We start from the raw sequence: 26,090 nt of genomic DNA, 5'->3' as shown, positions 1-26,090 counted from the left end.
GCGGTCAGGAGAACTTAAGTCATGGCGAAACTGAGTTCCATCAACAAGAACGAGCGTCGCAAGAAGCTCGTCGCGAAGCAGGCGGCCAAGTACGCCAAGCTCAAGGCCCTCGCGAACGACGAGAGCCGCGACGAGACCGAGCGTCTGATCGCGCGTCTGAAGATGGCGGAGCTGCCCCGTAACGGCAATCCGACCCGTATCCGCAATCGGTGCGAGCTGACGGGCCGGTCCCGCGCTTACTACCGCAAGTTCCGTCTCTCGCGCGTGATGCTTCGCGAATTGGGCAACAAGGGCCTGATTCCGGGTCTCACCAAGTCGAGCTGGTAAGGGTCACAAGATGGCGATGACCGATCCCCTGGGTGATATGCTCACCCGCATCCGCAACGGCCAGCAGGCGAAGAAGGACAGCGTCCTCACTCCCGCCAGCAAGCTCCGCGCGCACGTCCTCGACGTGCTCCAGCGCGAGGGCTACATCCGTGGCTATTCCGAGGAAGAACTGGCGGGCCAGAAGGGCCTCCGGATCGAACTCAAATATTTCGAAGGCCAGCCCGCGATCCAGCATCTGGCGCGCGTCTCGAAGCCCGGTCGCCGGGTCTATTCGGGCGCTCGCGAGCTTCCGCGGGTCCGCAACGGCCTGGGCATGACCATCGTCTCGACGCCGCGCGGCGTGCTTTCCGATGCGGAAGCGCGTGAGCAGAACGTCGGTGGCGAAGTCCTGGCGGAGGTGTTCTAAGATGTCCCGTATCGGCAAGAAGCCGGTCCCGGTCCCGGCCGGCGTGACGGCGAGCCTCGAGGGCCAGACCCTCAGCGTCAAGGGCCCCAAGGGCACCCTGTCGATGAAGGTTCTCGATGACCTGGTCCGTACCTCGATCGAGGACGGTCAGATCAGCGTGCAGCCGGTCAACGACAGCCAGCGCTCGCGCGCGGCGTGGGGCATGCAGCGCACCAACGTGCTGAACCTCGTCACCGGCGTGACCGAGGGCTTCACCAAGGTGCTCGAGATCACCGGCGTCGGCTATCGCGCCGCAGCCCAGGGCAAGAACCTGCGCCTGCAGCTCGGCTACAGCCACGACGTCAACTACGCGATCCCCGAGGGCATCGACGTCAAGACTCCCGACCCCAACACGGTCGAGATCAGCGGCATCGACAAGCAGAAGGTCGGTCAGGTCGCGGCCGAGATCCGTCGCTGGCGCAAGCCCGAGCCGTACAAGGGCAAGGGCATCAAGTATCGCGGCGAGTTCATCTTCCGCAAGGAAGGGAAGAAGAAGTAATGGCCAAGCTCTCCCTCTTCGACCGTCGTCGGCGCCGCGTGCGCACGACCCTTCGGGCCCGCGCGTCGGGCAAGCCGCGGCTGTCGGTGCACCGTTCGGGGCGCCACATCTATGCGCAGCTGATCGACGATGCCGCCGGGCGGACCATCGCGGCCGCCTCGACGCTGGACAAGGACCTGCGCGGCAAGGCCAACGCCACCACCGAGGGCGCCAAGCTGGTCGGCAAGACGCTTGCCGAGCGCGCCAAGGCCGCTGGCATCGACCGGGTCGTGTTCGACCGCGGTGGCTTCCTCTTCCATGGTCGGGTCAAGGCCCTGGCCGATGCCGCCCGTGAGGGCGGGCTGGAGTTCTAATGATGGCTGACGAGACTGAAACCCAGACCCAGGCCGGTGCTCCCGAAGCGGGCGCCGTGACCGAGGCGGCCGATGCCGGTCAGCCGGCGCAGGATGCCCGCGGTCCGCGCGGTCCCCGTGGCGGCCGTGGCCGCGGCGGCGACAATCGTGGCGGTGGCAACCGTGGTCGTCGTGACGATCGCCGCGGCGGTCGCAACCAGGACGACGACGGCGGCGAGGAGCTGATCGAGAAGCTGGTCCACATCAACCGCGTCTCGAAGACCGTGAAGGGCGGCAAGCGCTTCGGTTTCGCGGCGCTGGTCGTGGTCGGCGACGGCAAGGGTCGCGCGGGCTTCGGCCACGGCAAGGCCCGCGAAGTGCCGGAAGCGATCAGCAAGGCGACCGCGGCGGCCAAGAAGGCCATGATCCGCGTTCCGCTGCGCGACGGCCGCACCCTGCACCACGACGGCAAGGGCCACTTCGGCGCCGGCAAGGTCGCGCTTCGTGCGGCGCCGGCCGGCACCGGGATCATCGCCGGTGGCCCGATGCGCGCCATCTTCGAGAGCCTGGGCGTGGCGGACGTGGTGACCAAGTCGGTCGGTACCTCCAACCCGTACAACATGATCCGCGCCACCTTCGAGGCGCTCAAGGATCAGACCAGCCCCCGTTCGGTGGCGCAGCGTCGCGGCAAGAAGGTCGCCGACCTGCTCGGCCGCGGTGGCGTGAGCCAGGCGGAGGCCGAGGCCACCGCCGACAGCATCACGGAGTAATGCAAGTGGCGACCATCAAGATCACCCAGACGGGCTCGCCGATCCGCCGCGACAAGACCCAGCGCGCGACGCTGGTCGGTCTCGGCCTCAACAAGATGCACCGTACCGTGGAAGTGGAGGAGACCCCCGAGGTCCTCGGCCAGATCCGCAAGGTCCAGCATCTGGTGGCCGTCGAAAAGTAAGTTGGCTTCGAGCCCCTGTTCGTGCAGGGGCTCGTTTCCATTTCATCACCAGTGACTGGCCTCCGGTTTCGTTCGGGGGCCAGATGCGCGACAACAGCGAAAGCGAGTGCAGAACATGACGATCAAGCTCAACGACCTCCGCGACAACCCCGGTGCCCGCAAGAGCCGCGTGCGCGTCGGTCGCGGCATCGGTTCGGGCGTCGGCAAGACCGGCGGCCGCGGCCAGAAGGGCCAGAAGAGCCGCTCGGGCGTCTCGATCTTCGGCTTCGAGGGCGGCCAGATGCCGCTCCACATGCGGATCCCGAAGCGCGGCTTCAACAACATCTTCGCCAAGGACCATGCCGAGGTGAACCTGGGCGCGATCCAGAAGCTGATCGACGCCGGCACCCTCGATGCCAAGGGCGTGATCGACCATGCCGCGCTCAAGGCGGCGGGCGTCGCTCGCGGTGGCAAGGACGGCGTGCGCATCCTCGGCAAGGGCGACTATTCGGCCAAGCTGAACTTCAAGGTCGCCGGCGTCAGCAAGGGCGCCCGTGAGGCGATCGAGAAGGCCGGCGGCAGCGTCGAGCTGATCGAGCGCAAGGACAAGGCCGAGCTGGCCAAGGCCAAGAAGGGCAAGGCCCGCGACGCGCGTATCGCCGACAAGGCTGCCAAGCAGGCCAAGTAACTGATCCCCGGCGACCGCCGGGGCCCAGTGTGCCTTCCCGCGTGGTGAAGAAGCGACTGGGCTCCGGCTTTCGCTGGAGGACGGCTTTCATCCGCAGCGCCGCCCCCTATATGGGCCGCCTGGGGTAGGGACGAAAAGAACACATGGCATCCGCAGCCGAGCAACTGGCTTCGAACATCAGCCTCGCCAGCTTTGGCAAGGCGACCGAGCTCAAGAAGCGCATCTGGTTCACGATCGGTGCGCTGATCCTGTTCCGGCTGCTCAGCCACGTGCCGATGCCGGGCATCGACCCGCGTGCCATGGCCGCGCTGTTCAACACGCAGCGCGGCGGCGTCCTCGACTTCTTCAACACCTTCTCGGGCGGCAGCCTGGCGCGGATGAGCATCATCGCGCTCGGCGTCATGCCCTACATCACCGCGTCGATCGTCGTGCAGCTTGGCGCGACCATGTACGGCCCATGGATGGCCCTCAAGAAGGAGGGTGAAACCGGGCGCAAGAAGCTCAACCAGTACACTCGCTACCTGACGGTCCTGCTGACCACGGTGCAGGGTTATTTCATCGCGGTCGGGCTCGAGGGCCTTGGCGCCAACCAGGGCATTCCGGCGGTCGTCGACCCCGGCATCATGTTCCGCGTCGCCGCCACCGTCAGCCTCGTCGGCGGCACGCTGTTCCTGATGTGGATCGGCGAGCAGATCACCAGCCGCGGCATCGGTAACGGCGTCAGCCTGATCATCATGGCGGGAATCGTCGCCTCGCTTCCGCGCACGCTGGCGCAGCTGCTCGAAGGCGGCCGCAGCAACACCATCGACCCGCTGATCATCGTGCTGGTGATCGCGCTGGTGGTCGGGCTGATCCTCTTCATCTGCTTCATGGAGCGGGCCCAGCGCCGCGTCTTGATCCAGTATCCGAAGCGGGCGACCGCGCGCGGGATGATGGCGCAGGAGCGCTCGCACCTGCCGATCAAGATCAACACCGCCGGCGTCATCCCGCCGATCTTCGCGTCGTCGCTGCTACTGATGCCGCTGACCGTCATCCAGATGGCCGGGGCAACCCCGGGCAGCGAAGGCGGCTCGGAGTGGCTGATCACGCTCTCGACCTACCTGCAGCATGGCAGCCCGGTCTTCATGACCCTCTACGGGCTCGGCATCGTCTTCTTCTGCTTCTTCTACACCTCGGTGCAGTTTAACTCGGAAGAGACCGCCGACAACCTCAAGAAGCATGGCGGGTTCATTCCGGGCGTCCGCCCGGGCAAGGCGACCGAAGCCTATTTCGATCACCTGCTGACCCGCCTGACGGTGATCGGCGCGGCCTATCTGGCCGTGATCTGCCTGCTGCCCGAATTCGCGGTCACCCAGGCCGGCATTCCGTTCTATCTGGGCGGGACCAGCCTGCTCATCGTCGTCAACGTGACGATGGACACGGTCAGCCAGATCCAGGGCCACCTCATCGCCCATCAATATGGCGACCTCATCAAGAAGTCGAAGCTCAAGAGCGGCGGACGACCGGCGCGCCGCTGACGCTTGACGGGCTGTGACAAGCCCGTGACAACCGACTGCACAACAGGGAGCTTTTCGGGCGTGGACATCATCCTCTTGGGGCCGCCGGGTGCGGGCAAGGGCACCCAGGCGCAACGGCTGGTGGACAGGCGCGGCATGGTCCAGCTCTCGACCGGCGACATGCTGCGGGCGGCGGTCAAGGCCGGCACCCCCGTCGGCCTCAAGGCCAAGGCGGTGATGGAGGCGGGCGAGCTCGTCAGCGACGCCATCGTCTCGGCGCTGATCGGCGAGCATCTCGATCAGAGCGCGGGCAAGGGCGCGATCTTCGACGGTTTCCCGCGCACCCAGCACCAGGCCGAAGCGCTCGACATCCTGCTCGGCGAACGCGGCCGCGCGCTCAGCCACGTGATCGAGCTCGGCGTCGATGAGGAAGCGCTGGTCGAGCGCATCACCGGCCGCTTCACCTGCGCGACCTGCAGCGCGCCCTATCACGACCGGTTCAAGCCGACCAAGGTCGAGGGCACCTGCGACGTCTGCGGCGGGCACGAGTTCAAGCGCCGCCCCGACGACAACGAGCAGACCGTCCGCACCCGCATGGCCGAATATCGCGCCAAGACCGCGCCGATCCTTCCTTATTACGAGGAGCGCGGGCTGGTCAGCCGGGTCGACGGCATGGCCTCGGTCGAAGAGGTCGCGGCGCAGATCGACCGGATACTCGACAGCGCACGCTGATCGCGGGCATCCTCCCCCTCTGCGATCGGAGGGGGGATCATGCGACAACTGGCAATCGGACTGGCCGTGATGGCGGCCGCGTCGCCCGCGCTGGCCGAGGTCAAATCGGCGGGAAGCAATGGCTTCGAAGTCGAACAGCGCGCCGAGGTCGCCGTTCCGCCCGCCATTCTCTACCGCGCCTTCGCCGACCTTCCGGGCTGGTGGTCCGACGCGCACACCTATTCGGGCAAGGCGGCCAATCTCAGCCTGGACCTCAGGCCTGGCGGCTGCTGGTGCGAAAGGCTGCCTCGCGGCGGCGGGGTCGAGCACATGCGGGTGGCTTATGTGGAGCCCGGCAAGCGCGTCGTCCTCACCGGCTCGCTCGGGCCGTTGCTGGCCGAGGCGACCACCGGCGTCATGCAGGTCGCGATCGACGCGACCCCCACCGGATCAGTGCTGGTGATCAACTATCGCGCCGCGGGCTTCTTCAAGGGCGGCGCGGCGAAGCTGGCGCCTGCCGTCGACGAGGTGCTGGGCGAGCAGGTGAAGCGGATCGGTCCCTATGCGGCGGGACTTGCCCGGCGCTAGGCGCGCTCGAGCGTCACGAACGCATAAGCCGGGCCATCGCCCGCAGCGCAATGCTCCTCGCGAAAGGTCTCGCGCCACGCGCCGGTTTCGCGGGGGTCGGGCATGATCGTGTCGCCGGCAATGTCGGCCAGCACCTCGGTGAGTTCGATCCGGTTGGCGTAATGGACCGCGAGCGCGAAGATCTCCGCGCCGCCGATGACGCTCACCGGATCGGGCTCGGCGAGGGCGAAGGCGTCGGGGAGCGAGTGGACGACCTCGGCGCCAGGCGTGGTCCAGTCGGGATCGCGCGTGATGACGATGTGACGCCGCTTCGGCAGCAGGCCAGGCAGGCTCTCGAAGGTCTTGCGGCCCATCACCATCGCGGTGCCGAGGGTCAGTCGCTTGAACCGCTGCAGGTCGGCCGGCAGGTGCCAGGGAAGCGCGCCGTCGCGGCCGATCACTCCGTTGCGCGCCCGCGCGACGACCAGCTGGATCATGCCGGCTCGGCCGCGGTCAGATAATAACGCCGGGCGCCGCTGGCGAAGCGGTTGAACTTCTTGCTGCCCTCGATCGCGGCATAATTGGCAAGCTCTCGGCGCAGCAGGAGCCGGGCGGCGAGGGGCGCGCGATCGGCGATCACCTGGCGGCGGCGCGGGCTATCCTCGCGGCAGGCCTCGACGACATTGGGGGTGATCTCGCGAAGCGTGAAGCGGAAGCCGGCCTCGGTCAGCTCGGCCGCCATCCGGCCCTCGTTCTTGGCCTTTTCGGTGTCGGCGTAGAGGAAGGTGCCGCCCGGCTTCAAAACCCGCCGCACCTCGCGGAAGAAGCGCTGGCGATCGGGATAGTCGTTCGACGCCTCGACGTTGAGCAGCACGTCGATGCTGGCGTCGGGGAAGGGGAGGTCCATGGCGCTGCCTTCGACGAAATCGAGGCCGTCGCGCCGGGTCCACTGGCGCTGGCAATAGCTCACCGCGCTTGTCGCGACATCGAGGCCGGTCGCCTGGAACGCGCCGGGCCCGGCTGCCTCGAGAAAGGCATCGAGCCCGCCGCCACGCCCGCAGCTGACCTCGAGCAGGCGCGCACCGGGCGGGATGGTCTTGCCGCTTGCCTGCAGCGCCTTGAACATCTCGCGGTACATCTGGCGCTGGAAGCGGTCGGGCGCGGGATCGGCGGGGTCGGCGGGCGCGAAGCCGTAATTGTTGGTCGCGGTGTCGCCCCAGTCGACGTCGTAGAAGCGGTTCCACAGGTTGGGACGGAGGCTGTGGTCATCCCGCAGCCTGCGCAGCCGAAGCTGGACCATCCGCCCCGCCACCACGATCGTCGCCACCACGAAAACGACCAGCACCAAGCCCAACATCCACCCGTTCAACGCCGTTATTTCCTTCTCAAGCCCCGCGGCCTTGTGGCGGCTGCGGGCTCGCCTGCCAAGGCGCAGTTGGATAGGGGGAAGATAATGAGTCTCGCCTCGTTCATCGCCGCGCTGACGCCGCTCCTCGAGCCGCGCTCGCTGGTCACCGACGCCGAGCGCATTGCGCCCTGGCTGACCGACTGGCGCGGACGCTGGACCGGGACGAGCGCGGTGATGCTCGAGCCTGGCGACACGGCCGAGGTGGCGAGAATCGTCGCGGCGGCCGAGGAGCACGGGGTCGCGCTCGTCCCCCAGGGTGGGAACAGCTCGATGGTCGGCGGCGCGACGCCCCCGGCCGACGGCAGCGCAGTCCTGCTCTCGCTGCGGCGGATGAATCGCCTTCGCGACATCGCCCCCGGTCATGCCGTGGCCGAGGCCGGGGTGATCCTTCATCACCTGCACGAGGCGGCCGAGGGGGTCGGCGCGCGCTTTCCGCTCGACCTCGGCGCGCGCGGCTCGGCCACGGTCGGAGGGCTCGCCTCGACCAATGCGGGGGGCGTCCAGGTGCTGCGGTTCGGGACGATGCGGGCGCAGGTGCTGGGGGTCGAGGCGGTGCTGTCGGGCGGACTCGTCCACGATGGCCTGGGCGGCCTCAAGAAGGACAATCGCGGTCCCTCGATCGACCAGCTGCTGATCGGGGCGGAGGGGACGCTCGGGATCATCACCGCGCTCCGGCTTCGGCTGGTGCCGGGCCGGGTCCATCGCGCGGTCGCCTGGCTCGGCCTTTCCACCCCGGGCGCGGCGCTCGATCTTCTCCGCCGGGTGGAGCGCGCCACCGACCGGATCGAGGCGTTCGAGCTGATCCCCGCCAGCAGCCTCGCCCATGTCCTTCGCCACATCCCCGGCACCCGCGCACCGCTCGCGGCCGCGCATCCGTGGAACGTGCTGATCGAGGCGGTATCTCCCGAGGGCGAGCAGCCGCCCGCCGCGCTGCTCGAGGAGCTGCTCGGCAAGGCGGGTGTCGCCGACGCGGTCATCGCCCAGAGCCTCGACCAGAACGAGCAATTGTGGCGGCTCCGCCATTCGATCTCCGAGGCCGAGCGGAGCGAAGGGCCGGCCGCGCAGCACGACATTTCGCTCCCCGTCGACCGGGTGCCGGGCTTCCTTGTCGACGACGCAAGGGCGGTCGAGCAGCGCTTTCCGGGCACGGCGGCGAGCGGCTACGGTCACCTCGGCGACGGCAACGTCCATTTCCACGTCCGCGCCCCTCAAGGGGCCGCTCGCGACTGGGCGGACAGCGCCGAGGGCAAGGCGGTCAGCGCCTTCGTCCATGATCTCGTCACCGCCGCCGGTGGCTCGATCTCGGCCGAGCACGGAATCGGGCAGATGAAGAGGGACGAACTGACCCGGATCGCGCCTCCCGCGCGGCTGCAGGCGCTGCGGGCGATCAAGCGGGCGATGGATCCGCACGGCATCTTCAATCCGGGCAAGCTCGTCGACTGAGCGGAACATGCGTGACCGGCGGCCCGTTGCTGCGCGATGGCACGGGGCGACGAACCACCTGCGCGTGAGCGTGAACTTGAAATTGGCGAAATCGCCGCGGCGTTGATCGAGGCACCGCAGGAGCGGCTGCTGTTCCTCGCCCGAGACGACGTCCGCGCGGCGGCGATTGCCGACGCGGCGCGGGAGGGCGGGGGCGACCGAATGGTCTTTCTCTTGCCCGGCAGCGACGCGCTTCCGGGCGACGAGGCACCGGCTTCGCCCGCCGTGGCCGGCCAGCGCACCGCGGCGCTGCGCCATCTCCACGACGCGCTCGGAAAGGGCAAAGCCGTCCTCCTTGTGTCGACCGGCGAGGCGGCGGGCCGGCTGGTCGCGGACCCCAAGGCCTATGCGGCCAAGCCTCCCTCGCTCGAGGTCGGGCAGGCGCTCGACCCCGAGGACTTTCGCGAGACCGCGCTCAAGCTCGGCTATGTCGAGGACGAGCGGGTCGACGAGCCGGGCGAAGTCGCGATCCGTGGCGGGGTGATCGACATCTTTCCGGGCGATTCGCACGGGCCCGCGCGGATCGAGGTGGCGGACGGCACGATCACCGCGCTGCGCGCCTATGACCCGCTGACCCAGCTCACCACCGAGGACCGCGCGCGGCTCGAGATCGGGATCGTCACCGAACCCCGGGCGGCAGGCGGCGTGGCGCTCGCCGAGCATCTTCCCGACGCCGCCATCGCGATCGAGCGCGGGGCAGACCGGCGCCGGCAGACGTTCCTCGCCCTCGCCGCCGACGTGGCCCGGCGGCGACCGGCGCGGGCGCTGGCCGACATTTGCTCGGAGGAGCGCTGGGCCGAAAGCGTCAAGGGCCGTGCGCGGATCGACCTCGGCGCAGGCGCGGGCGATTCGCCGCCGCGCTTCGTCGAGCAGAAATCACCCGAGCGGGCCTTTGCGCGCTTCGCCAAGGCCGCGCTCGACGAGGGCCGCAAGCTCGTGCTGCTGGGCTCGCGCCGCGACCTGCGCTTCCTCGTCCGACGGGCCGAGCGGGTGCTGAAGCGCGACATCCGTGCCGCGGACAGCTGGGCAGAGGTCGCCGCCGCCAAGGCGGGCACGGTCCACTGCCTGCCGATGACGGTGCCGCGCGGGTTCGCCCGCGGCGACATCGTCGCCATCGCCGCCAACGACATCATCGGCTCGCGCGCCGAGCAGGCGGGCACCGGCGGCCCCTCGGCGGTCGAAGCCTTTGCCGCGCCCGAAATCCGTCCAGGCGACGTCGTGGTCCACGAGGATCATGGGCTCGGAGTGGTCACCGGCCTCACCGACCTGCCCGACGGCGGCGACGCCATCGTCCTGCGCTTTGCCGGCGAGGCGCGGCGGCTGGTCCCGGTCGCCGACGCGGGCAAGTTGTGGCGCTACGGGTCGGACGAGGAAGCGGTAACGCTCGACAAGCTCGACGGCTCGACCTGGGAACAGCGCCGCGGGGAGGTGATGGCCGCGGTTGCCGCCAGCGCTCGCGGGCTCGTGGCCCTCGCCAAGGAGCGCGAGGCCGAGACCGCGCCCGTGCTCGAGCCCGATTCCGCCCGCTACGAGCAGCTCGCCGGAAGCTTCCCGCACAGCGAGACTTCCGACCAGCTGAAGGCCATTGCCGCGATCCGCGCCGACCTGGCTAGCGGCAAGCCGATGGACCGGCTGGTGATCGGCGACGTCGGCTTCGGCAAGACCGAGGTCGCGCTTCGCGCCGCGGCCATGGCGATCCTCGCGGGCAAGCAGGTCGCGCTCGCCGCGCCCACCACCGTGCTCGCCCGCCAGCATCTCGAGACCTTCCGCGAGCGCTTCGCCGAAGTGGGGATCGAGGTCGCGATGCTGTCGCGGCTGGTGTCGGCCGCGGACAAGAAGACGATCAAGGCGGGGCTCGCCGACGGCAGTATCGCGATGGTGGTCGGGACCGGCGCGGTCGCGGGCAAGGGGGTCCAATATCATGACCTCGGCCTCGTCATCATCGACGAGGAGCAGCGCTTCGGCCTCAAGGACAAGGACAAGCTCCGATCGCTCGGCGCACCGCATGCCCTGAGCCTCACCGCGACCCCGATCCCGCGTACCCTCCAGTCCGCGCTGATCGGACTGCAGCCGATGAGCGTGCTTGCGACCCCGCCCGCGCGGCGCCAGCCGATCCGGACCGAGGTCGGCGGCTTCGACACCGCCCGGCTGCGGACCGCTTTGCTGCGCGAGCGCTCGCGCGGGGGGCAGAGCTTCGTGGTGGTTCCGCGGATCGAGGACATGGCCCCGCTCGCCGAGACGCTCAAGAAACTGGTGCCCGAGCTGTCGGTGGTCGAGGCGCACGGCAAGATGGCCGCGGCGACGATCGACGAGGCGATGGTCGGCTTTGCCAGTGGCGAGGGGGACGTCCTGCTCGCGACCAACATCATCGAGGCCGGGCTCGACGTTCCGCGCGCCAATACGATGGTGGTGGTCAATGCCGAGCGCTTCGGGCTCGGTCAGCTTCACCAGTTGCGCGGCCGGGTCGGCCGCGGCGCGCGGCGCGGGCACATCCTGCTGATGACCGGCAAGGACAAGGCGATCGCGCCGCGGACCCTCGACCGGCTGAACACGCTCGCCGCCTTCGACCGGCTGGGGGCGGGGTTCGCGATCAGTGCCCGCGACCTCGATCTGAGGGGCGCGGGCGACCTGCTCGGCGAGGAGCAGTCGGGCCACGTCAAGCTGATCGGAATCGACCTCTACCAGCATCTCCTCGGCCAGGCGCTGAAGCAGGCGCGGGGCGAGCCGGCCGACGAGCTCGCGCCCGAGATCAGGCTGGGCAGCGCGGGGCGGTGGCCGGCCGACTGGATCCCCGAGGAGGAGGTTCGGCTGTCGCTTTATCTCCGGCTGGCGCGGCTGACCGATCTTGGCGCGCTGCAGGATTTCGCGGACGAGCTTGCCGACCGGTTCAGCGACTTGCCGCCCGAGGCCGAGGCGCTGGTCGAGGAAGCGCGGCTGCGCATTCTCGCCCAGTCAGCGAACATCGGCCGGATCGACGCCGGTCCTGCGGCGATCGCGCTGACGCCGCGCGACCCCAAGGCGGCGGCGCCCGACGGGGTGAAGGCCAAGGACGGGCGCTGGCTGTTCCGGGCGGCGGAAGGTCCGGACCGGTCCGCTGCGCTCGAGGAAGTGCTGGCCGGGCTGGCCGAGGCCTAGCCGGCGGCGCCGGCCCGAGCGCTTTCGGCCTCGCGCAGGCCCCACTCGCGGTTGATGAGCAGCGCGCCCAGCGTGCAGATCACCCCCGACAGGAGGTAGAGCCCGACCGCCCACAGCCCGACATGGGCGGTGAGCCACAGCGCGACCAGCGGGGCGAAGCCCGCGCCGATGAACCAGGCCGAGTTGGAGACGATCGCCGCGCCGGTGTAGCGATAATTGAGGCTGAAGCTGCTGTTCACCGCGCCCGACGACTGGCCAAAGGCGAGCCCCAGAAGGACGAAGCCGCCGAACAGGTAGATGGCCTCGCCGAGCTGGCCGGCGCCGAGTAGCTGGGGCGCGAAGCCGCTGTAGGCACCAATCAGCGCTGCCGAGACCCCGAGCACCGCGCGGCGGCCGACCCGGTCGGCAAGCACGCCCGACCCGACGATCGCAAGCACGCAGATCAGCGCGCCGACTCCCTCGATGATGAGGAAGCGGACCGGGTCGGTGTCGGTGAAGAGCTGGTTGTAGGAGAGCGGGAACACCGCGACGAGGTGGAACAGGGCGAAGCTCGCCAGCGGAGCGAAGGCCCCGAGGAGGATCGTCCGCCACTCCGCCGAAAGGGTCTCGAACGGCGGCGAGGGCTGCAGCTCGCGAGTGTCGAACAGTCGCTTGAATTCGGGCGTCGCGACCAGCCGCAGGCGCGCGAACAAGGCGACGATGTTGAGCGCCAAAGCGACGAAGAAGGGATAGCGCCAGCCCCAGGACAGGAAATCGGCGGGCTCGAGCAGCGCGACGAAATAGGCGAACAGGCCGCAGGCGAGCGCGAGGCCGAGCGGCGCGCCGATCTGAGGGATCATCGAATACCAGCCGCGCCGGTCGCGCGGGCTGTTGAGGGCAAGGAGCGAAGGCAGGCCGTCCCAGGCGCCGCCGAGCGCGACGCCCTGCAGCAGCCGGAACAGGCCGAGCAGCCAGGCACTCGTCGCGCCGACCTGCGCATAGCTCGGAAGGAGCGCGATCGCCATGGTCGAGCCGCCGAGCAGGAACAAAGCGATGGTGAGCTTCACCCCGCGCCCGTGGTGCTGGTCGATGTAGGTGAAGAGGAAGGTGCCGAGCGGCCGGCCGAAGAAGGCCAGGCTGAACAGCGCGAAGCTGTAGAGCGTCCCCGTCAGCGGATCGACATAGGGAAAGACGTAGCTCGGGAAGACCAGAACCGAGGCGATGGCGTAGACGAAGAAGTCGAAGAATTCGGTGGTTCGGCCGATGATCACCCCGATCGCGATCTCGCCCGGCCGGACGTGATCCTCATCGGCATGGAGGACCCGGGCGTCGCGCTCGAGCGTCTCGCTGCTGGCCTGGTCGGCGGTGGCAGTCATTGATTCTTCGTCTCCCACGGGCACCTTCATAGCACGCGACACCGCGCGCACGAACGCATGAGGAGCCAATGCCGCAGCAGTCGGTTGGGAGGGATTGGACATTTTGTCCAATGTCGCCGATTTTGGCGGCAGCCTAGGTGGGCGCCATGCAATTGCAGACCGTTTCCAATCGACTGAAGTGCGCGGCGCTTGCCGTTTGCGTACTGCTGCTCGGCGCCTGCGACCGCGGGGTGCTCAATCCCGCGGGCGACGTCGCGCGCCAGCAGCGCGATCTGATCTACATCTCGACCGCGCTGATGCTGCTGATCATCGTGCCCGTGATGGTGCTGATCGTGGTTTTCGCCTGGCGCTACCGCAAGGGGAATGGCGGAACCTACGATCCCAAGTTCGACCATTCGACCAGCCTCGAGCTCGTCATCTGGTCGGCCCCGCTGCTGATCATCATCGCGCTGGGCGCGCTGACCTGGTCGAGCACCCACCTGCTCGATCCCTTCCGGCCGATCAATGCCAAGGCGACCGCGCTCGAGGGGCAGGCCGAGAAGAGCCTCCCGCCGCTTCGGGTCCAGGTCGTCTCGCTCGACTGGAAGTGGCTGTTCATCTACCCCGAACAGGGCATTGCGACGGTCAACGACCTCGTCCTCCCGCTCGACCGGCCGGTGCGCTTCGACATCACCTCGTCGAACATGATGAACACCTTCTACGCGCCGACCATGGCGGGGATGGTCTATGCCATGCCGGGCATGCAGAGCACGCTCCACGCGGTGCTGGACCGGCCGGTCGACGACCAGGGCTATTCGGGCAATTACAGTGGCGCGGGCTTCTCGGGCATGCGCTTCCGCATCCGCGGGGTGAGCGAGCAGCAGTTCGCCGGCTGGATCGGCCAGGCCAAGGCGAGCGGCCGGACGCTCGACCGGGCGACCGCCATCGCGCTCCTCAAGCCGACCGAAAAGGTCCCGCCGATCCTGTTCGCCGCGGCCGAGCCCGACATCTACAAGCGCATCCTTGAGCGCTGCCTGCTCCCCGGCCAGCCGTGCATGAGCGAGGTCATGGCCAAGGACATGGGCCGTGGCATGCACCAGGGCATGGCGATGCCGGCGGGCCGCGGCTCGGCGCCCATCGCCGGCCAGAAGCCCGAGGGCGCGCTGATGAAGTCGCCCGAGGAAAAGGGCACCGGAACCAACGTCGGCAAGCCGATCGATCCGAGCAAGGCGCCTGGCGTCACCAAGCCCGGCGATCCTGCCAACCGCAACATGAGCTAGGCACCACCCGTGTTCGATCCCAAGATCATCTTCGGCCGCCTCGGCCTCGACAGCCTGCCGATCCACGAGCCGATCGTAGTCGGCACCTTCATCGTGGTCGCGCTGGGCGGGCTCGCGGTGCTCGGCGCCATCACCAAGCTCAAGCTGTGGGGCTATTTGTGGAACGAGTGGTTCACCACCGTCGACCACAAGAAGATCGGGATCATGTACATGATCCTCGGCGTGGTGATGCTGCTTCGCGGTTTCTCCGACGCGATCATGATGCGCGCGCAGCAGGCGATCGCCTTCGGGGCGAATGAGGGCTACCTCAACGCCCACCATTACGATCAGATCTTCACCGCCCACGGGACGATCATGATCTTCTTCGTGGTGATTCCCTTGATCTCGGGCGTGATCAACTTCGTGATGCCGCTCCAGATCGGCGCGCGCGACGTTGCCTTTCCCTATCTCAACTCCTTGAGCTTCTGGCTGACCGCGGCGGGCGCCGGGCTGGTGATGGTCTCGCTGTTCGTCGGCGAGTTCTCGACCGCGGGCTGGCTCAACTACGTGCCCGTCGCCAATCTCGAGAATTCGCCCGGCGTCGGGCCCGACTATTATCTCTGGGCGCTCCAGATCGCGGGCGTCGGCACCACGCTCAGCGCGATCAACATGGTGACGACCATCATCAAGATGCGCGCGCCGGGCATGAGCATGATGAAGATGCCGGTCTTCTGCTGGACGACTTTGTGCAGCCAGACGCTCGCCATCGCCATCTTCCCGATCCTGACGGGCGCGCTCGGCATGCTGATGCTCGACCGCTACATCGGCACCAACTTCTTCACCAACGACCTTGGTGGGAATCCGATGATGTACTGGAACCTGGTGTGGATCTGGGGTCACCCCGAGGTCTACGTCCTGGTCCTGCCGGTGTTCGGCATCTTCTCGGAAGTGACCAGCACGTTCACCGGCAAGCGCCTCTTCGGCTATTCGTCGATGGTCTATGCGACGGTGGTCATCACGATCCTGAGCTTCCTCGTCTGGCTCCACCACTTCTTCACCATGGGCTCGGGCGCCAGCGTCAACAGCTTCTTCGGCATTGCGACGATGGTGATCTCGATCCCGACGGGCGCGAAGATCTTCAACTGGCTGTTCACCATGTACCGGGGCGAGATAAGGTTCGAGCTGCCGATGATGTGGGTCGTCGCCTTCCTGCTCACCTTCACGGTGGGGGGCATGACCGGCGTTCTGCTGGCCGTCCCGCCGGCCGACTTCGTGCTCCACAACAGCCTGTTCCTCGTCGCCCATTTCCACAATGTGATCATCGGCGGCGTGGTGTTCGGATTGTTCGCGGGGATCGAATATTGGTGGCCCAAGGCGTTCGGCTTCAAGCTCGACGAGAAGTGGGGCAAGGTCCACTTCTGGGGCTGGGTGATCGGCTACTGGGTCGCCTGGACGCCGATGTACATCGTCGGCCTGATGGGGACCACGCGCCGGGTGCGTCATTTCGACGATCCGACGCTCCAGCCCTACTTCATCGTCGCCGCGATCGGCGCCGCGATCATCCTCGTCGGCATCGTCGGCTTCCTGATCAGCATCGTGGTCTCGATCCGCGACCGCGAAAGGCTCAGGGTCGGCAACGATCCGTGGGACGCGCGGACGCTCGAATGGTCGATGAGCTCGCCGCCGCCGGCCTATAATTTCGCCTTCACGCCGGTGATCCACGACCTCGACGCCTGGTATGACATGAAGTGCCGCGGTTACGACCACCCCAAGGACGGCTTCCGGCCGATCCACATGCCGCGCAACACGGGCACGCCGGTGATCCAGGCCGGGCTCGCCGCCGCGCTCGGCTTCGCGATGGTCTGGTACATCTGGTGGCTGGCGATCGTCTCGGCGCTGGCGCTGGTCGCGGTGACCATCTGGCACAGCTTCGACTACGACCGGGACTATGACATCCCGGCCGACGAGGTCGCGAGGACCGAACGCGAGCGGATCGGCTTCCTCACCCCCGCCGCCGCGGCGCCGGCCAAGCCCGTGCCGACCATCGAAGACCGCCACCCGGCGCCGGTGGGAGCCCGCTGATGCTCAAGCCCACTCCCGCCGCCCCCGTCGACCGCGACGTCTTCCACCTCGACGAGGCGGACGGCCACGGCAGCCACTCGAGCCCGGTCCTGCTGGGTTTCTGGATCTACCTGATGAGCGACGCGCTCATCTTCGCCTCGCTGTTCGCGACCTATGGCGTGCTCTCCTCGAGCTTCGCCGGCGGTCCCAGCCCGCGCGAGATCTTCGAGCTTCCGCTGGTCGCGCTCAATACCGCGATCCTGCTGGTGTCTTCGATCACCTACGGCTTCGCGATGCTGGCCATGGACAAGGGCCGGGTCCGCTCGGTCCAGACCTGGCTCGCCATCACCGCGCTGCTCGGAATGAGCTTCGTCGCGGTCGAGCTCTACGAGTTCGGCAAGCTGATCCACGAGGGCGCGACACCGCAGCGCTCGGGCTTCCTGTCGGGCTTTTTCACCCTGGTCGGGACCCACGGGCTTCACGTCAGCGTCGGCATCCTGTGGATCGGGATCATGCTGGTGCAGGTCGGCCGGTTCGGCCTCAACACGGTCAACAAGCGCCGGCTGATGTGCCTCAGCATGTTCTGGCACTTCCTCGACGTCATCTGGATCGGCGTCTTCACCTTCGTCTATCTTCTGGGAATGCTGCGATGAGTTCGTCCGCCGACACCGACCTCCACGCGCATGACGACGGCCAGACCCACGGCACCCGCAAGAGCTATCTGATCGGCTTCGCGCTGTCGGCGGTCCTGACCATCATCCCCTTCTGGCTGGTGATGGCCCGTCCGCTCGCCGACCCGACCGCGACCGCGGTGCTGGTGATCCTGTTCGCGGTGGCGCAGATCCTCGTTCACACCATCTGCTTCCTGCACGTGAACACGACCTCGGAAGGCGGCTGGACCCTGCTCGCCTATGTCTTCACCGGCGTGCTGCTGGTGATCACCATCGCGGGCTCGCTGTGGATCATGTACCATCTCAACAGCAACATGATGCCGGGGATGATGGACAGCGGCGAGGTCGCCGGCACGCCGTGACCCGGGGTGCGCCCAAGCGCGTCCTCCTGCTGTCGCTCTGCGGGCTCCTCGCCTTGCTGTTCGGCGGCCTCGGCATCTGGCAGGTCGAGCGGCTTCAGTGGAAGCTCGACCTCATCCGCCGGGTCGAGGCCCGGCTCGCCGCCCCGCCGGTCGCGCCGCCCGCGCCAGGGGAGTGGGCGACCCTGGCGCCTTCGGACATCGACTATCGCCGGGTCGCCGTCAGCGGCCGGTTCGCGGACGACCAGGCCACCCGGGTCGACGCACTGACCGAGCTCGGGCCCGGATGGTGGGTCCTCACCCCGCTTCGCACCGCCACCGGCACCATCCTCGTCAATCGCGGCTTCGTGCCCAAGAAGACCGCCTTTGCGCCTTCGCCTGCCGGAGAGGTCAGCGTCACCGGGCTTCTCCGTCCGAGCGAGCCCGGGGGCCGCGTCCTCCGCCCCAACCGGCCCGCGCAGGACCTGTTCTATTCGCGCGACGTCGCGGCCATCGCGGCGAGGAGGGGACTGGGCAAGGTCGCGCCCTTTTTCATCGATGCCGCCGCCGCCAGGGGCCAGGCCGGCTGGCCGCGCGGCGGGCTGACCGTGGTCCGCTTCCGCAATGCGCACCTCGTCTACGCGCTGACCTGGTTCGGCCTCGCCGCGCTCAGCATCGTCGGGCTGGTCCTGGTCTGGAAAAGCCCCGATAGTCGTCCCTGATGGACGCCCCGTTGCTCGCCCTGACGCCGCACACGACGCGCACCACCGGCCGCAGCACCCAGCAGGTCGTGGTCGAGAACATGCGGCTGCTGAACCAGCTGCGGTGGATCGCGGTCGGCGGCCAGGTGGCGGCGATCCTGGCGGCGAGCCTCGGGCTGGGCGTGCCGCTGCCGCTGGGGCCGATGCTGGCGATCGCCGCGCTGCTCGCCCTGGGCAACCTCCTCTTCGCTTCGACGCTGCGCACTGCCTGGGTGGTCCCGGGCGAGCTCCTCCTCGCGCTGCTGCTCGACATGGCGGCGCTGACCGCGCAGCTCTACCTGTCGGGCGGGACCAACAATCCCTTCGTCTCGCTCTACCTCCTCCAGATCGTGCTCGGCGCCATCCTGCTGCCTGCCAGCCGGGCCTGGCTGCTGGTCGTCCTCTCGGTGGTGGCCTTCGTTTTCCTGACCTTCAACCACCTGCCGCTGGCGCTTCCGCCGGCGGTCGACCGCAAGCTCGACCTGCGCCTGCTGGGCGAGGAAATCGCCTTCGTCATGGTCGCGGTGCTGCTGGTCGCCTTCATGACCCGGATCATCCGCAACCTGCGCGCGCGCGAGCTTTATGTCGCCGAGCTTCGCCGCAGCGCCGCCGAGGAGGACAGCATCGTGCGCATGGGCCTGTTCGCGAGCGGCGCGGCGCACGAGCTCGGCACCCCCCTGTCCTCGCTGTCGGTGCTGATCGGCGACTGGCAGCGCGATCCCGCCTTGTCGCGTGACCCGGCTTTCCTCGAGGAACTGGGCGACGCGCGCCGGGCGGTCGAGCGCTGCCGCGAGATCGTCAGCGACATTCTCGACACGTCCGGTCAGACGCGGGGCGAGGCCATGGCCTCGGTCGAGGCCGCCGGCCTGCTCGAGGGGCTGGTCGCCGACTGGCGCGAGATGCGCGAGAGCGTGCCGATCGCCTGCGACGTCGCCCATGTCCGCGGGCTTCGCGTTCCCGCCGAGCCCGCGCTCCGGCAGGCATTGTGGAGCCTGCTCGACAATGCCGGCGAGGCCTCGCCGGGAGGAATCGGCCTGCGCGCCGGAATTCGCGGCGAGCGACTGGTCATCGACGTCGTCGACCGCGGGCGCGGCTTTACCCGCCAGCAGCTCGACGAGCTCGGCCTCGCCGGGCGCTCGAACAAGGGGCCGGGCCATGGCCTCGGGCTGTTCCTCGCTGCCAGTGTCGCGCGCCGGCTGGGCGGCGAACTGACCGCGCGCAATCGCCGCGAGGGCGGGGCGTCGGTCCGCATCGCGCTTCCGCTGGTCGGTGCCGAGGCCTCCGCATGAGCGCCGGGCGGCGACTGGTGATCGTCGAGGATGACGAGGATTTCGCGCGCACCCTCGCCCGTTCGTTCGAACGGCGGGGTTATGCCGTCAGCACCGCGTTCAGCCCGAATGCGCTGGAGGCGCTGCTGGCCCAGACCGGCTTCGACTTCGCGGTGGTAGACCTCAAGCTCGGCGTGCATTCGGGACTGCCGTGCGTCGCCGCGCTCGCCGAGGCCAATCCCGACACCCGCATCGTCGTCCTCACCGGCTTCGCCAGCATCGCCACCGCGGTCGAGGCGATCAAGCTCGGCGCGGCCCATTATCTTCCCAAGCCGAGCAACACCGACGACATCGAGGCCGCCTTCGGCCGGGTCGCGGGCGATGCCGACGTCCCGGTCGACGGGCGCGCGACCTCGATCAAGACGCTCGAATGGGAGAAGATCAACGAGACGCTGATCGCGACGGGCTTCAACATCTCGGAGACGGCGCGGCGGCTCGGGATGCACCGCCGGACGCTTGCCCGGAAGCTGGAGAAGCGCCCGGTCCGCTAGGGCCTAGTGGTCGTCGTCGTCGATCCGCTTGCCGATCCGGCGCAGCGACAGCCACACCAGCAGGACCACGATGGGCACCAGGGCGATCGTGATGAGGTCGGTCCGGAGCCCCGCGCGATGGTCGCCGAGCGCCTTCACCGGGATCAGCAGCAGCGAGACAACGTAATAAGAGACCGCCGCGACCGACAGGCCCTCGACCGTCCGCTGGAGCCCGAGCTGCATCGAGGCGCGGCGGTTCATCGAGTTCAGGAGGTCGGCGTTGATCTTCTGCGTGACGAGCTCGACCCGGGTGCTGAGCATCTGGCCGGCGCGGGCGATGCGGGCGATCATCCCGGCCTCGCGGTCGGCGACGCTGACGCAGGTCCGGATCGCGGGCACGAGGCGGCGATCCATGAATTCGCGGATGGTCTGGCGGCCGGGCAGGGGCTCTTCGCCGAGCCAGCCGATGCGGGTCTGGACGATGTCGAAATAGGCGCGCGCGGCGCCGAAGCGGAAGCTGGTGCTCGCCCCCATGGCCTCCATCCGTCCCGACAGGGCGACCAGTCTGGCGAGGAGGTCGCGGTCGTCGTCGACCCCGAGATGCGTCGCGATCTTCTCGGTCAGCTCGCGGGCTTCGGCCTCGATGTCGAACAGCTTGGCGGCGGTCTGCTGGGCGACCGGGAAGGCGAGCAGCGCCATCAGCCGGTAACTCTCGATCTCGAGCAGGATGAGCGCAATCCGGCCCGTGAGGACGGGGTCGTCGCGGTGCATCGTCAGCAGGAAGCGGGTCATACCCGCGGCATCGGCGCGAAGATCGGTAAGGACGGTCGCGGCGCCCCCCATCACGCGCGAGCCGATCGCCTCGGAGCGGGCGGCGTCGATTGCCTGTTCCTCCTCGACCCGGTCGATGATGAGGGTGGTCAGCACGAGGACCGGCCCCGGCAGCGAGTCGAGCCACGCCTTGGGCACCCGGTCGGTCGCGCTTTCGCCCGCGACCCAATTGGGTTTGGCGAAGAAGGTCCAGCTCGAGAATTCGCCGTGCCGCTCCCAGCGGAGCTGCCAGTCGCCGCCGTCGATCGCGCACCAGACCGAGTCGTCGGCGGGCCTGGTCTTGCCCATGCGGGTGCAGAGGTCGGCGATGTGCCGGCGGTCGGCGGCGACCCCCTCCTGGCCCGACAGAGCGGCGATCCGGGTGACCAGCATCGGCGCTTCGATCGGAGTCGAGGGCCGGGCATGGACCTCGGCAAGCAGGGTATCGCGCGAGGGGTGGAATTCCACGGGTGTGACCCTTCTGCCGTTTGATGGAGAAAACCCGGTAATTGCGACGTTGACAACTGGCCTTTGTATTCATTGCCGGGCTTCGAAGTTTCTGCTTACTTCCGCGTCGCAGTCAGGGAGGAATCGTTCATGAATCGCACTTCCAGCTTTATCGCCTCTGCCCTTTTCGTTGCTGTATCGGCCACAGCTTGCGGCGGCGGCGGCGACTCCTCGAAGAGCGAGGGAACGACGACCGCGGCCAACACCACGGCGCCGGCCGCCACCAACACCGCTGCGGCCGCGCCCGCCGCGACTCCCGCCGCCGCGGCTGCTCCGGCCGCTGCCGACACCGCCACCGTCAGCGGCGCCAAGCTCGCCGACTTCACCGGTGATGCCAGCAAGGGCGAGGCGGTCTTCATCCAGTGCAAGACCTGCCACGTCACCGACGCCGGCGTGAACCGGATCGGGCCGAGCCTCCATGCCATTGTCGGCCGCCACTCGGGCGTCGAGCCGGGCTATGCCTATTCGGCCGCCAACAAGAACAGCGGCATCACCTGGACCCCCGAGAAGCTGTTCCAGTATCTCGAGAACCCGCAGCGCGTCGTTCCGGGCACCAAGATGGCCTTTGCCGGCATCCAGGACCCGCAGAAGCGCGCCGACCTGATCGCCTGGCTGGCGACCCAGAAGTAAGGCTCAACCGAAGGGTCCGTTCAGGCGGACCACCTCGGCATTCAGCAGCCCGGCAACGCTCACCCACGCCAGATAGGGCAGGAGGAGGAGCGCTGCCGGGCGCGAATGTCTGAGGCACAGGAGGATCAGCGCGGCGACCGACAGCCACAGCGCGATCCCCTCGTAGAAAGCGAGGTCGGGCCGTCGCGCGTTGAAGAACAGCAGGCTCCAGACGATGTTGAGGAAGCCGTTGAGCGCAAAGGCGCCGACGATCAGCTCGGCCGAGGCGCGATTGGGCGCGGCGCTCCACGCACTGACCGCCGAGAGCGCCGCCAGCGCATAGATGGTCGTCCAGGCGACCCCGTAGACGGCCGGCGCCGGCGCCCAGTCGGGCTGGCGCAGCGACTGATACCAAGGACCGAGGTCGGTCAGCGTCATGCCGACCATCGCGACGATGATCGCGCAGCCCGCCGCCAGCGTGGCCGGCAGCAGCCAGGGCCGCCCGAGATCGTCCTCGCGGGTCATGCCCGCACCGTCGCCAGGCCCAGCAAATGGGCGGTATCCTTGAGGAAGATGCGCAGGTGAGCGCCGGGCTTCGCCTTGACGAGCCGCTTGTTCATATAGGCCTGCCAGGTGAGATGCTGGACGTCGGGATCGTCGCAGATGTGGACGAAGCGCTCGCGTCGCTTGTCCGACGAATACCAGAAATATTGCATCATCCGCAGCACCCAGAAGACCCGGCCATGGGCCTTCATGAAGCGCTTGCGAGCGAGCCCGAGTGCCTTCGGGTCGCCGCTGTCGAGGAATTCGGCGACCGCTTCGGCCGCCATGCGCCCGCAGGTCATGGCATAATAGATGCCTTCGCCGGAGGCTGGTGCCACCACGCCTGCGGCGTCGCCGGCGACGACCACGTCGCGGCCATTGTCCCAGCGTTTGAGGGGCTTCAGCGGAATCGGCGCGCCCTCGCGGCGGATCGTCGTGCAATCCTCGAGCCCGTTTCGCGCGCGCATGGTCTTGACCGCGTCGCGCAGGGCAAAGCCCTTGTTGGCGACGCCGACGCCGACGCTGGCGGTCTTCCCGTGCGGAAAGATCCAGCCGTAGAAATCGGGCGAGAGGTCGCCCTGGTAGAAGACGTCGCAGCGCTCGCCTTCATAGGCCTTGTTGTCGATGTCGGGCGCGCTGATCACCTCGTGATAGGCGAAGACGCAGGGCACGCGCTCGGCGCCGGGGAGGGACTCGCGGGCGACGGCGGACCGAGCGCCGTCGGCCCCGATCACCGAGCGTGCCCCGACCCGGATCAACTCGCCGCCGCGTTCCTCGCGATAGCAGACGACCGCGCCGCCCTCGGCATTGCGCTCGATCCGCTCGAACGAGCCGGTGCGACGGTGCGCGCCGTGGCTGGCGGCACGATTGCGGAGCCATTCGTCGAAGGTGTCGCGGTCGACCATTCCGACGAAGCCATCGCCGACGGGCATCCGCACCGCCTTGGAGGAGGGGGCGATCATCCGCGCCGAAGTCGCGCGGGCGACCAGCAGCGAATGGGGGATGGCGAAGTCCTCGAGCAGCCGCGGCGGGACCGCGCCGCCACATGGCTTGATCCGCCCGGCCCGGTCGAGCAGCAGCACCTTGCGGCCGGCCAGCGCGAGGTCGTCGGCGGCGGTGGCCCCCGAGGGGCCGCCACCTATGACGACGGCGTCGAAGCGCTCCATTGATAGTCTCCAGCTTCGGGGCGGCCGCGGGCTGCGGCGGGCAGGCGGACCGCGAACAAGGCGGCCACGAGGAACAGGCCGGCCTCGCCGGCGAAGGTGAGCGCAAAGGCTTGCCCGTCATGGCCAAGCAAGCGCCGCGCGATGTCGGTGATGACCGCGCCAAGGAGGCCGCCGGTGCCGAAGGCAAAAGCCTGCGCCGCGCCCCACACTCCCATCCGGACGCCGGCCCGCGCCGAGCCGTCGGTGCCGGCAAGCTCCATCATCGCGCCGATCGCAGCGGCGGCGAAGATGCCGTTCATCAGGCCGAGGAGGAAGATGTTGCCGGCAATCGGCCAGGGAGGTCCGGCGAGCGCCGAGCCGGCGAGGCCGGCGAGCGCGATGGCCGAGCCGAGGCAGCCGCCGACGGTCCACCACTGGAGCGACAGGCCCCAGCGCCGCCGCGCCCGCCCGCCGCCCAGGCCCGCCAGCACCATGCCGATCAGGATCCCGCCGTGCTGGACCCCGGCATATTGGGTCGACTGGCCGGGTGCCGCACCGAAGACGAGGCCGGTGAAGGGCTCGAGGATCAGGTCCTGCATGCTGTAGGCGAGCATCGACAGGAAGACGAAGAGGGTGAAGCGGACGGCCTCGCGGTCCCGGCGGACCTCGTGGAGGGCGCTCCCGAAAGGCACCGCCGGCCGGGGCTCGGCGACGGTGATGCCGCGCTCGAGCCGGACGATCGCGGCGAGCGCGGCGGCGAGGGCGATGGCGACCAGCCCGCCCGCGACCACGACCAGACGGTCGAAGGTGAAGGGCTGGAGCAGGCTACCCGCGACTCCCGCCGCGACCGCGATCCCCGCCACCATCATGATCCATGTCGTCGCAGCGGCGGCGGCGCGGCGGTCGGGCGGGACCGCGGCGGCAAGCAGCGCGAGCAGCGCGGTCCCGGCGGCGCCGACCCCGAGGCCGATCATGGTGAAGCCGAGGACGAGGGTCGTCAGCTGTGACGCCGCGCCGACGGGCAGCGCGGCGACGGCCTCGACCGCGATCAGCGAGCCCAGCGCAAGCAGGCTCATGCCCGCGACGATCCACGGCGTCCGCCGGCCGGTGCGGTCCGAGGCATGGCCGCTCAAGGGGCGCGACAGCTGCACCGCATAATGCCAGGCGACCAGACCCGCGGGGATGGCCGCGGCGAGCCCGAGCTCGACCACCATGACGCGGTTGAGAAGCGATGTCGCCAGCATCACCATGGCGCCGATCGCCGCCTGGACGGTGCCGAGGCGGAGGATCACGCCCCAGCCGTTCATGCGAGCGATCCGAGCCCGATCGCCGCGGCCGCCATGCCGAGGACGTAGAGGGTGACCCCGGTCGCATTGTACCAGGGAGCGAAGCGCTTGGGATCGGTGGTAAGCCGCGCCATGCAGGCGACCTGCAGGGCGAGGCTGATCGCTACCGCCCCCGCGCTCTTGTCCAGTCCCTGGCCGAGCAGGAGCAGCACCACCAGCGCCTGGGGAATGGCCATGGCGAGGCAGGCCAGCAGGACCGCCGGGTTGATTCCGACTTCCGCCGGGAGCGAGCGCACGCCCGTCAGCCGGTCACCCTCCACCGCCTTGAAGTCGTTCAGGGTCATGATGCCCCAGGCGCCAATGCCGTAGAGCAGCAGCACCTCGAGGGTCGTGACCGGGGGCAGGGCGCCGAGCATCAGCGCCGAGCCGGTGAACCAGGTCAGCGATTCGTAGCTGAGGCCGACCGCGAGGGGGCCCCACAGGCCGCTCGTCTTCAGCCGCGCGGGCGGGGCGCTATAGGCCCAGGCCAGCACCAGCGCGGCGATGGTCGCCAGGAAGACGAGGCTGCCCATGGTCGCGGCCAACGCCAGGGACCCGGCAGTGCCGAGACAGGCGAGCCACAGCCCCCAGCTTCCCGCGATCCGTCCCGAGGGGATCGGCCGCTCGGGCTGGTTGATGGCGTCGACGTGGCGGTCGAACCAGTCGTTGACCATCTGGCTGGTGCCGCAGACGAGCGGCCCGGTCAGCGCCACGCCGGCAATGAGGAGGAGGAGCTTTCCGCCAACCGGCTGGCCCGAGGCGACCACGCCGCAGCCGAACGCCCACATCGGCGGAAACCAGGTGATCGGCTTGGTAAGCTCAAGGATGTCGGCAGCGGCAGGAGGCGCCGGCGGCGCGAGCTGGCGGGCAAGCCGAGTCATGGCCGTAGGCTATGTCAGACACTCTACGGCGTCAAACGAATTGGACAC

At 68.8% G+C, this 26,090-nt stretch carries 28 protein-coding genes; 20 read left to right on the top strand and 8 right to left on the bottom strand.

Translation table 11 applies throughout. From position 1 onward, the window contains the following. Window positions 1-21 precede the first annotated feature (21 nt). The 10 genes from rpsN (at window position 22) to BS69_RS0106110 (ending at window position 6,017) form a co-directional block, all read left to right on the top strand. Window positions 22-327, top strand: coding sequence for a 30S ribosomal protein S14 (gene rpsN, locus BS69_RS0106155; RefSeq protein WP_029941093.1), 306 nt, complete (start codon window positions 22-24; stop codon window positions 325-327). Between the two features lie 10 nt (window positions 328-337). Continuing rightward, window positions 338-733: a 30S ribosomal protein S8 gene (gene rpsH / locus BS69_RS0106150; protein ID WP_029941092.1), complete on the top strand. Its 396-nt coding sequence runs from the start codon at window positions 338-340 to the stop codon at window positions 731-733. Window position 734: 1 nt separating this feature from the next. Next, the gene (gene rplF, locus BS69_RS0106145; protein ID WP_029941091.1) at window positions 735-1,271 is read left to right on the top strand and encodes a 50S ribosomal protein L6; all 537 of its coding nucleotides are present in this window, start codon (window positions 735-737) and stop codon (window positions 1,269-1,271) included. Beyond that, complete coding sequence (gene rplR, locus BS69_RS0106140; protein WP_029941090.1) at window positions 1,271-1,624, top strand: 50S ribosomal protein L18; 354 nt, start codon at window positions 1,271-1,273, stop codon at window positions 1,622-1,624. The genes rplF and rplR overlap by 1 nt, the downstream gene beginning before the upstream one ends. A 2-nt stretch (window positions 1,625-1,626) precedes the next feature. Next, window positions 1,627-2,373 (top strand): 30S ribosomal protein S5, encoded by a 747-nt coding sequence (rpsE, locus tag BS69_RS0106135; RefSeq protein WP_029941089.1) that lies wholly within the window; start codon window positions 1,627-1,629, stop codon window positions 2,371-2,373. Window positions 2,374-2,378: 5 nt separating this feature from the next. Then, a complete protein-coding gene (rpmD, locus tag BS69_RS0106130) occupies window positions 2,379-2,555 on the top strand; it encodes a 50S ribosomal protein L30 (RefSeq protein ID WP_029941088.1) in 177 nt (58 codons plus the stop codon). A gap of 121 nt (window positions 2,556-2,676) precedes the next feature. Further along, window positions 2,677-3,222 carry a 50S ribosomal protein L15 gene (gene rplO / locus BS69_RS0106125; RefSeq protein ID WP_029941087.1) on the top strand — a complete coding sequence of 182 codons (546 nt, stop codon included), beginning with the start codon at window positions 2,677-2,679 and terminating at the stop codon, window positions 3,220-3,222. A 143-nt stretch (window positions 3,223-3,365) separates the two neighbouring features. Beyond that, window positions 3,366-4,739, top strand: a complete 1,374-nt coding sequence (gene secY / locus BS69_RS0106120) for a preprotein translocase subunit SecY (RefSeq protein WP_029941086.1) — start codon at window positions 3,366-3,368, stop codon at window positions 4,737-4,739. Window positions 4,740-4,799: 60 nt separating this feature from the next. After that, a complete protein-coding gene (locus BS69_RS0106115) occupies window positions 4,800-5,450 on the top strand; it encodes an adenylate kinase (RefSeq protein ID WP_029941085.1) in 651 nt (216 codons plus the stop codon). A gap of 39 nt (window positions 5,451-5,489) precedes the next feature. Then, complete coding sequence (locus BS69_RS0106110) at window positions 5,490-6,017, top strand: SRPBCC family protein (protein ID WP_029941084.1); 528 nt, start codon at window positions 5,490-5,492, stop codon at window positions 6,015-6,017. Here BS69_RS0106110 and BS69_RS0106105 read toward each other — a convergent pair. Beyond that, entirely contained in the window at window positions 6,014-6,493 is a 480-nt protein-coding gene (locus BS69_RS0106105; protein ID WP_029941083.1) for a dihydrofolate reductase, read from the bottom strand. The genes BS69_RS0106110 and BS69_RS0106105 overlap by 4 nt on opposite strands. Continuing rightward, window positions 6,490-7,341 carry a class I SAM-dependent methyltransferase gene (locus BS69_RS13630; RefSeq protein WP_245605149.1) on the bottom strand — a complete coding sequence of 284 codons (852 nt, stop codon included), beginning with the start codon at window positions 7,339-7,341 and terminating at the stop codon, window positions 6,490-6,492. The genes BS69_RS0106105 and BS69_RS13630 overlap by 4 nt, the downstream gene beginning before the upstream one ends. Before the next feature lie 108 nt (window positions 7,342-7,449). Between BS69_RS13630 and BS69_RS0106095 the strand changes: the two genes are divergently transcribed. Continuing rightward, on the top strand, window positions 7,450-8,847 hold the full coding sequence (locus tag BS69_RS0106095) for an FAD-binding oxidoreductase (protein WP_029941081.1): 1,398 nt from the start codon (window positions 7,450-7,452) through the stop codon (window positions 8,845-8,847). 102 nt (window positions 8,848-8,949) lie between these two features. After that, complete coding sequence (locus BS69_RS0106090; protein ID WP_245605118.1) at window positions 8,950-12,021, top strand: helicase-related protein; 3,072 nt, start codon at window positions 8,950-8,952, stop codon at window positions 12,019-12,021. Here the strand turns inward: BS69_RS0106090 and BS69_RS0106085 are convergent. Continuing rightward, a complete protein-coding gene (locus BS69_RS0106085) occupies window positions 12,018-13,376 on the bottom strand; it encodes an MFS transporter (protein ID WP_029941079.1) in 1,359 nt (452 codons plus the stop codon). The two genes, BS69_RS0106090 and BS69_RS0106085, sit on opposite strands and share 4 nt — an antisense overlap. A 146-nt stretch (window positions 13,377-13,522) precedes the next feature. On the opposite strand from BS69_RS0106085, the gene cyoA reads away from it, so the two are divergent. Genes cyoA through BS69_RS0106050 form a run of 7 tightly spaced genes read left to right on the top strand, consistent with a single transcriptional unit; the run spans window position 13,523 to window position 20,243 of the window. Then, window positions 13,523-14,635, top strand: a complete 1,113-nt coding sequence (gene cyoA, locus BS69_RS0106080) for a ubiquinol oxidase subunit II (protein WP_211248108.1) — start codon at window positions 13,523-13,525, stop codon at window positions 14,633-14,635. Window positions 14,636-14,644: 9 nt separating this feature from the next. Next, complete coding sequence (gene cyoB, locus BS69_RS0106075; protein WP_051676576.1) at window positions 14,645-16,696, top strand: cytochrome o ubiquinol oxidase subunit I; 2,052 nt, start codon at window positions 14,645-14,647, stop codon at window positions 16,694-16,696. Next, window positions 16,696-17,328 carry a cytochrome o ubiquinol oxidase subunit III gene (gene cyoC / locus BS69_RS0106070; protein WP_029941076.1) on the top strand — a complete coding sequence of 211 codons (633 nt, stop codon included), beginning with the start codon at window positions 16,696-16,698 and terminating at the stop codon, window positions 17,326-17,328. Before cyoB ends, cyoC begins: the two co-directional genes overlap by 1 nt. Further along, window positions 17,325-17,708 (top strand): cytochrome o ubiquinol oxidase subunit IV, encoded by a 384-nt coding sequence (gene cyoD, locus BS69_RS0106065; RefSeq protein WP_037504406.1) that lies wholly within the window; start codon window positions 17,325-17,327, stop codon window positions 17,706-17,708. The genes cyoC and cyoD overlap by 4 nt, the downstream gene beginning before the upstream one ends. After that, window positions 17,705-18,406 (top strand): SURF1 family protein, encoded by a 702-nt coding sequence (locus BS69_RS0106060; RefSeq protein WP_037504405.1) that lies wholly within the window; start codon window positions 17,705-17,707, stop codon window positions 18,404-18,406. The genes cyoD and BS69_RS0106060 overlap by 4 nt, the downstream gene beginning before the upstream one ends. Further along, entirely contained in the window at window positions 18,406-19,713 is a 1,308-nt protein-coding gene (locus BS69_RS0106055; RefSeq protein WP_084184334.1) for a sensor histidine kinase, read from the top strand. The genes BS69_RS0106060 and BS69_RS0106055 overlap by 1 nt, the downstream gene beginning before the upstream one ends. Beyond that, window positions 19,710-20,243 carry a response regulator transcription factor gene (locus tag BS69_RS0106050; RefSeq protein WP_029941072.1) on the top strand — a complete coding sequence of 178 codons (534 nt, stop codon included), beginning with the start codon at window positions 19,710-19,712 and terminating at the stop codon, window positions 20,241-20,243. Before BS69_RS0106055 ends, BS69_RS0106050 begins: the two co-directional genes overlap by 4 nt. A gap of 3 nt (window positions 20,244-20,246) precedes the next feature. Here the strand turns inward: BS69_RS0106050 and BS69_RS0106045 are convergent, their stop codons facing one another. After that, window positions 20,247-21,500, bottom strand: coding sequence for a DUF3422 family protein (locus BS69_RS0106045; protein WP_029941071.1), 1,254 nt, complete (start codon window positions 21,498-21,500; stop codon window positions 20,247-20,249). A gap of 129 nt (window positions 21,501-21,629) precedes the next feature. On the opposite strand from BS69_RS0106045, the gene BS69_RS13210 reads away from it, so the two are divergent. Next, complete coding sequence (locus BS69_RS13210) at window positions 21,630-22,169, top strand: c-type cytochrome (protein WP_037504404.1); 540 nt, start codon at window positions 21,630-21,632, stop codon at window positions 22,167-22,169. A 3-nt stretch (window positions 22,170-22,172) separates the two neighbouring features. Here BS69_RS13210 and BS69_RS0106030 read toward each other — a convergent pair whose 3' ends face one another. Genes BS69_RS0106030 through chlG form a run of 4 tightly spaced genes read right to left on the bottom strand, consistent with a single transcriptional unit; the run spans window position 22,173 to window position 26,042 of the window. Continuing rightward, on the bottom strand, window positions 22,173-22,673 hold the full coding sequence (locus BS69_RS0106030) for a TspO/MBR family protein (protein ID WP_029941069.1): 501 nt from the start codon (window positions 22,671-22,673) through the stop codon (window positions 22,173-22,175). After that, complete coding sequence (locus BS69_RS0106025; protein WP_029941068.1) at window positions 22,670-23,857, bottom strand: geranylgeranyl diphosphate reductase; 1,188 nt, start codon at window positions 23,855-23,857, stop codon at window positions 22,670-22,672. The genes BS69_RS0106030 and BS69_RS0106025 overlap by 4 nt, the downstream gene beginning before the upstream one ends. Next, a complete protein-coding gene (locus BS69_RS0106020) occupies window positions 23,830-25,143 on the bottom strand; it encodes an MFS transporter (RefSeq protein ID WP_051676575.1) in 1,314 nt (437 codons plus the stop codon). The genes BS69_RS0106025 and BS69_RS0106020 overlap by 28 nt, the downstream gene beginning before the upstream one ends. Beyond that, a complete protein-coding gene (gene chlG, locus BS69_RS0106015; protein ID WP_029941066.1) occupies window positions 25,140-26,042 on the bottom strand; it encodes a chlorophyll synthase ChlG in 903 nt (300 codons plus the stop codon). The genes BS69_RS0106020 and chlG overlap by 4 nt, the downstream gene beginning before the upstream one ends. Window positions 26,043-26,090: the final 48 nt, after the last annotated feature.

This window comes from Sphingomonas astaxanthinifaciens DSM 22298, from assembly GCF_000711715.1.
Classification (GTDB): domain Bacteria; phylum Pseudomonadota; class Alphaproteobacteria; order Sphingomonadales; family Sphingomonadaceae; genus Sphingomicrobium; species Sphingomicrobium astaxanthinifaciens_A.
This window is presented reverse-complemented; position numbering and strand designations above follow the sequence as displayed.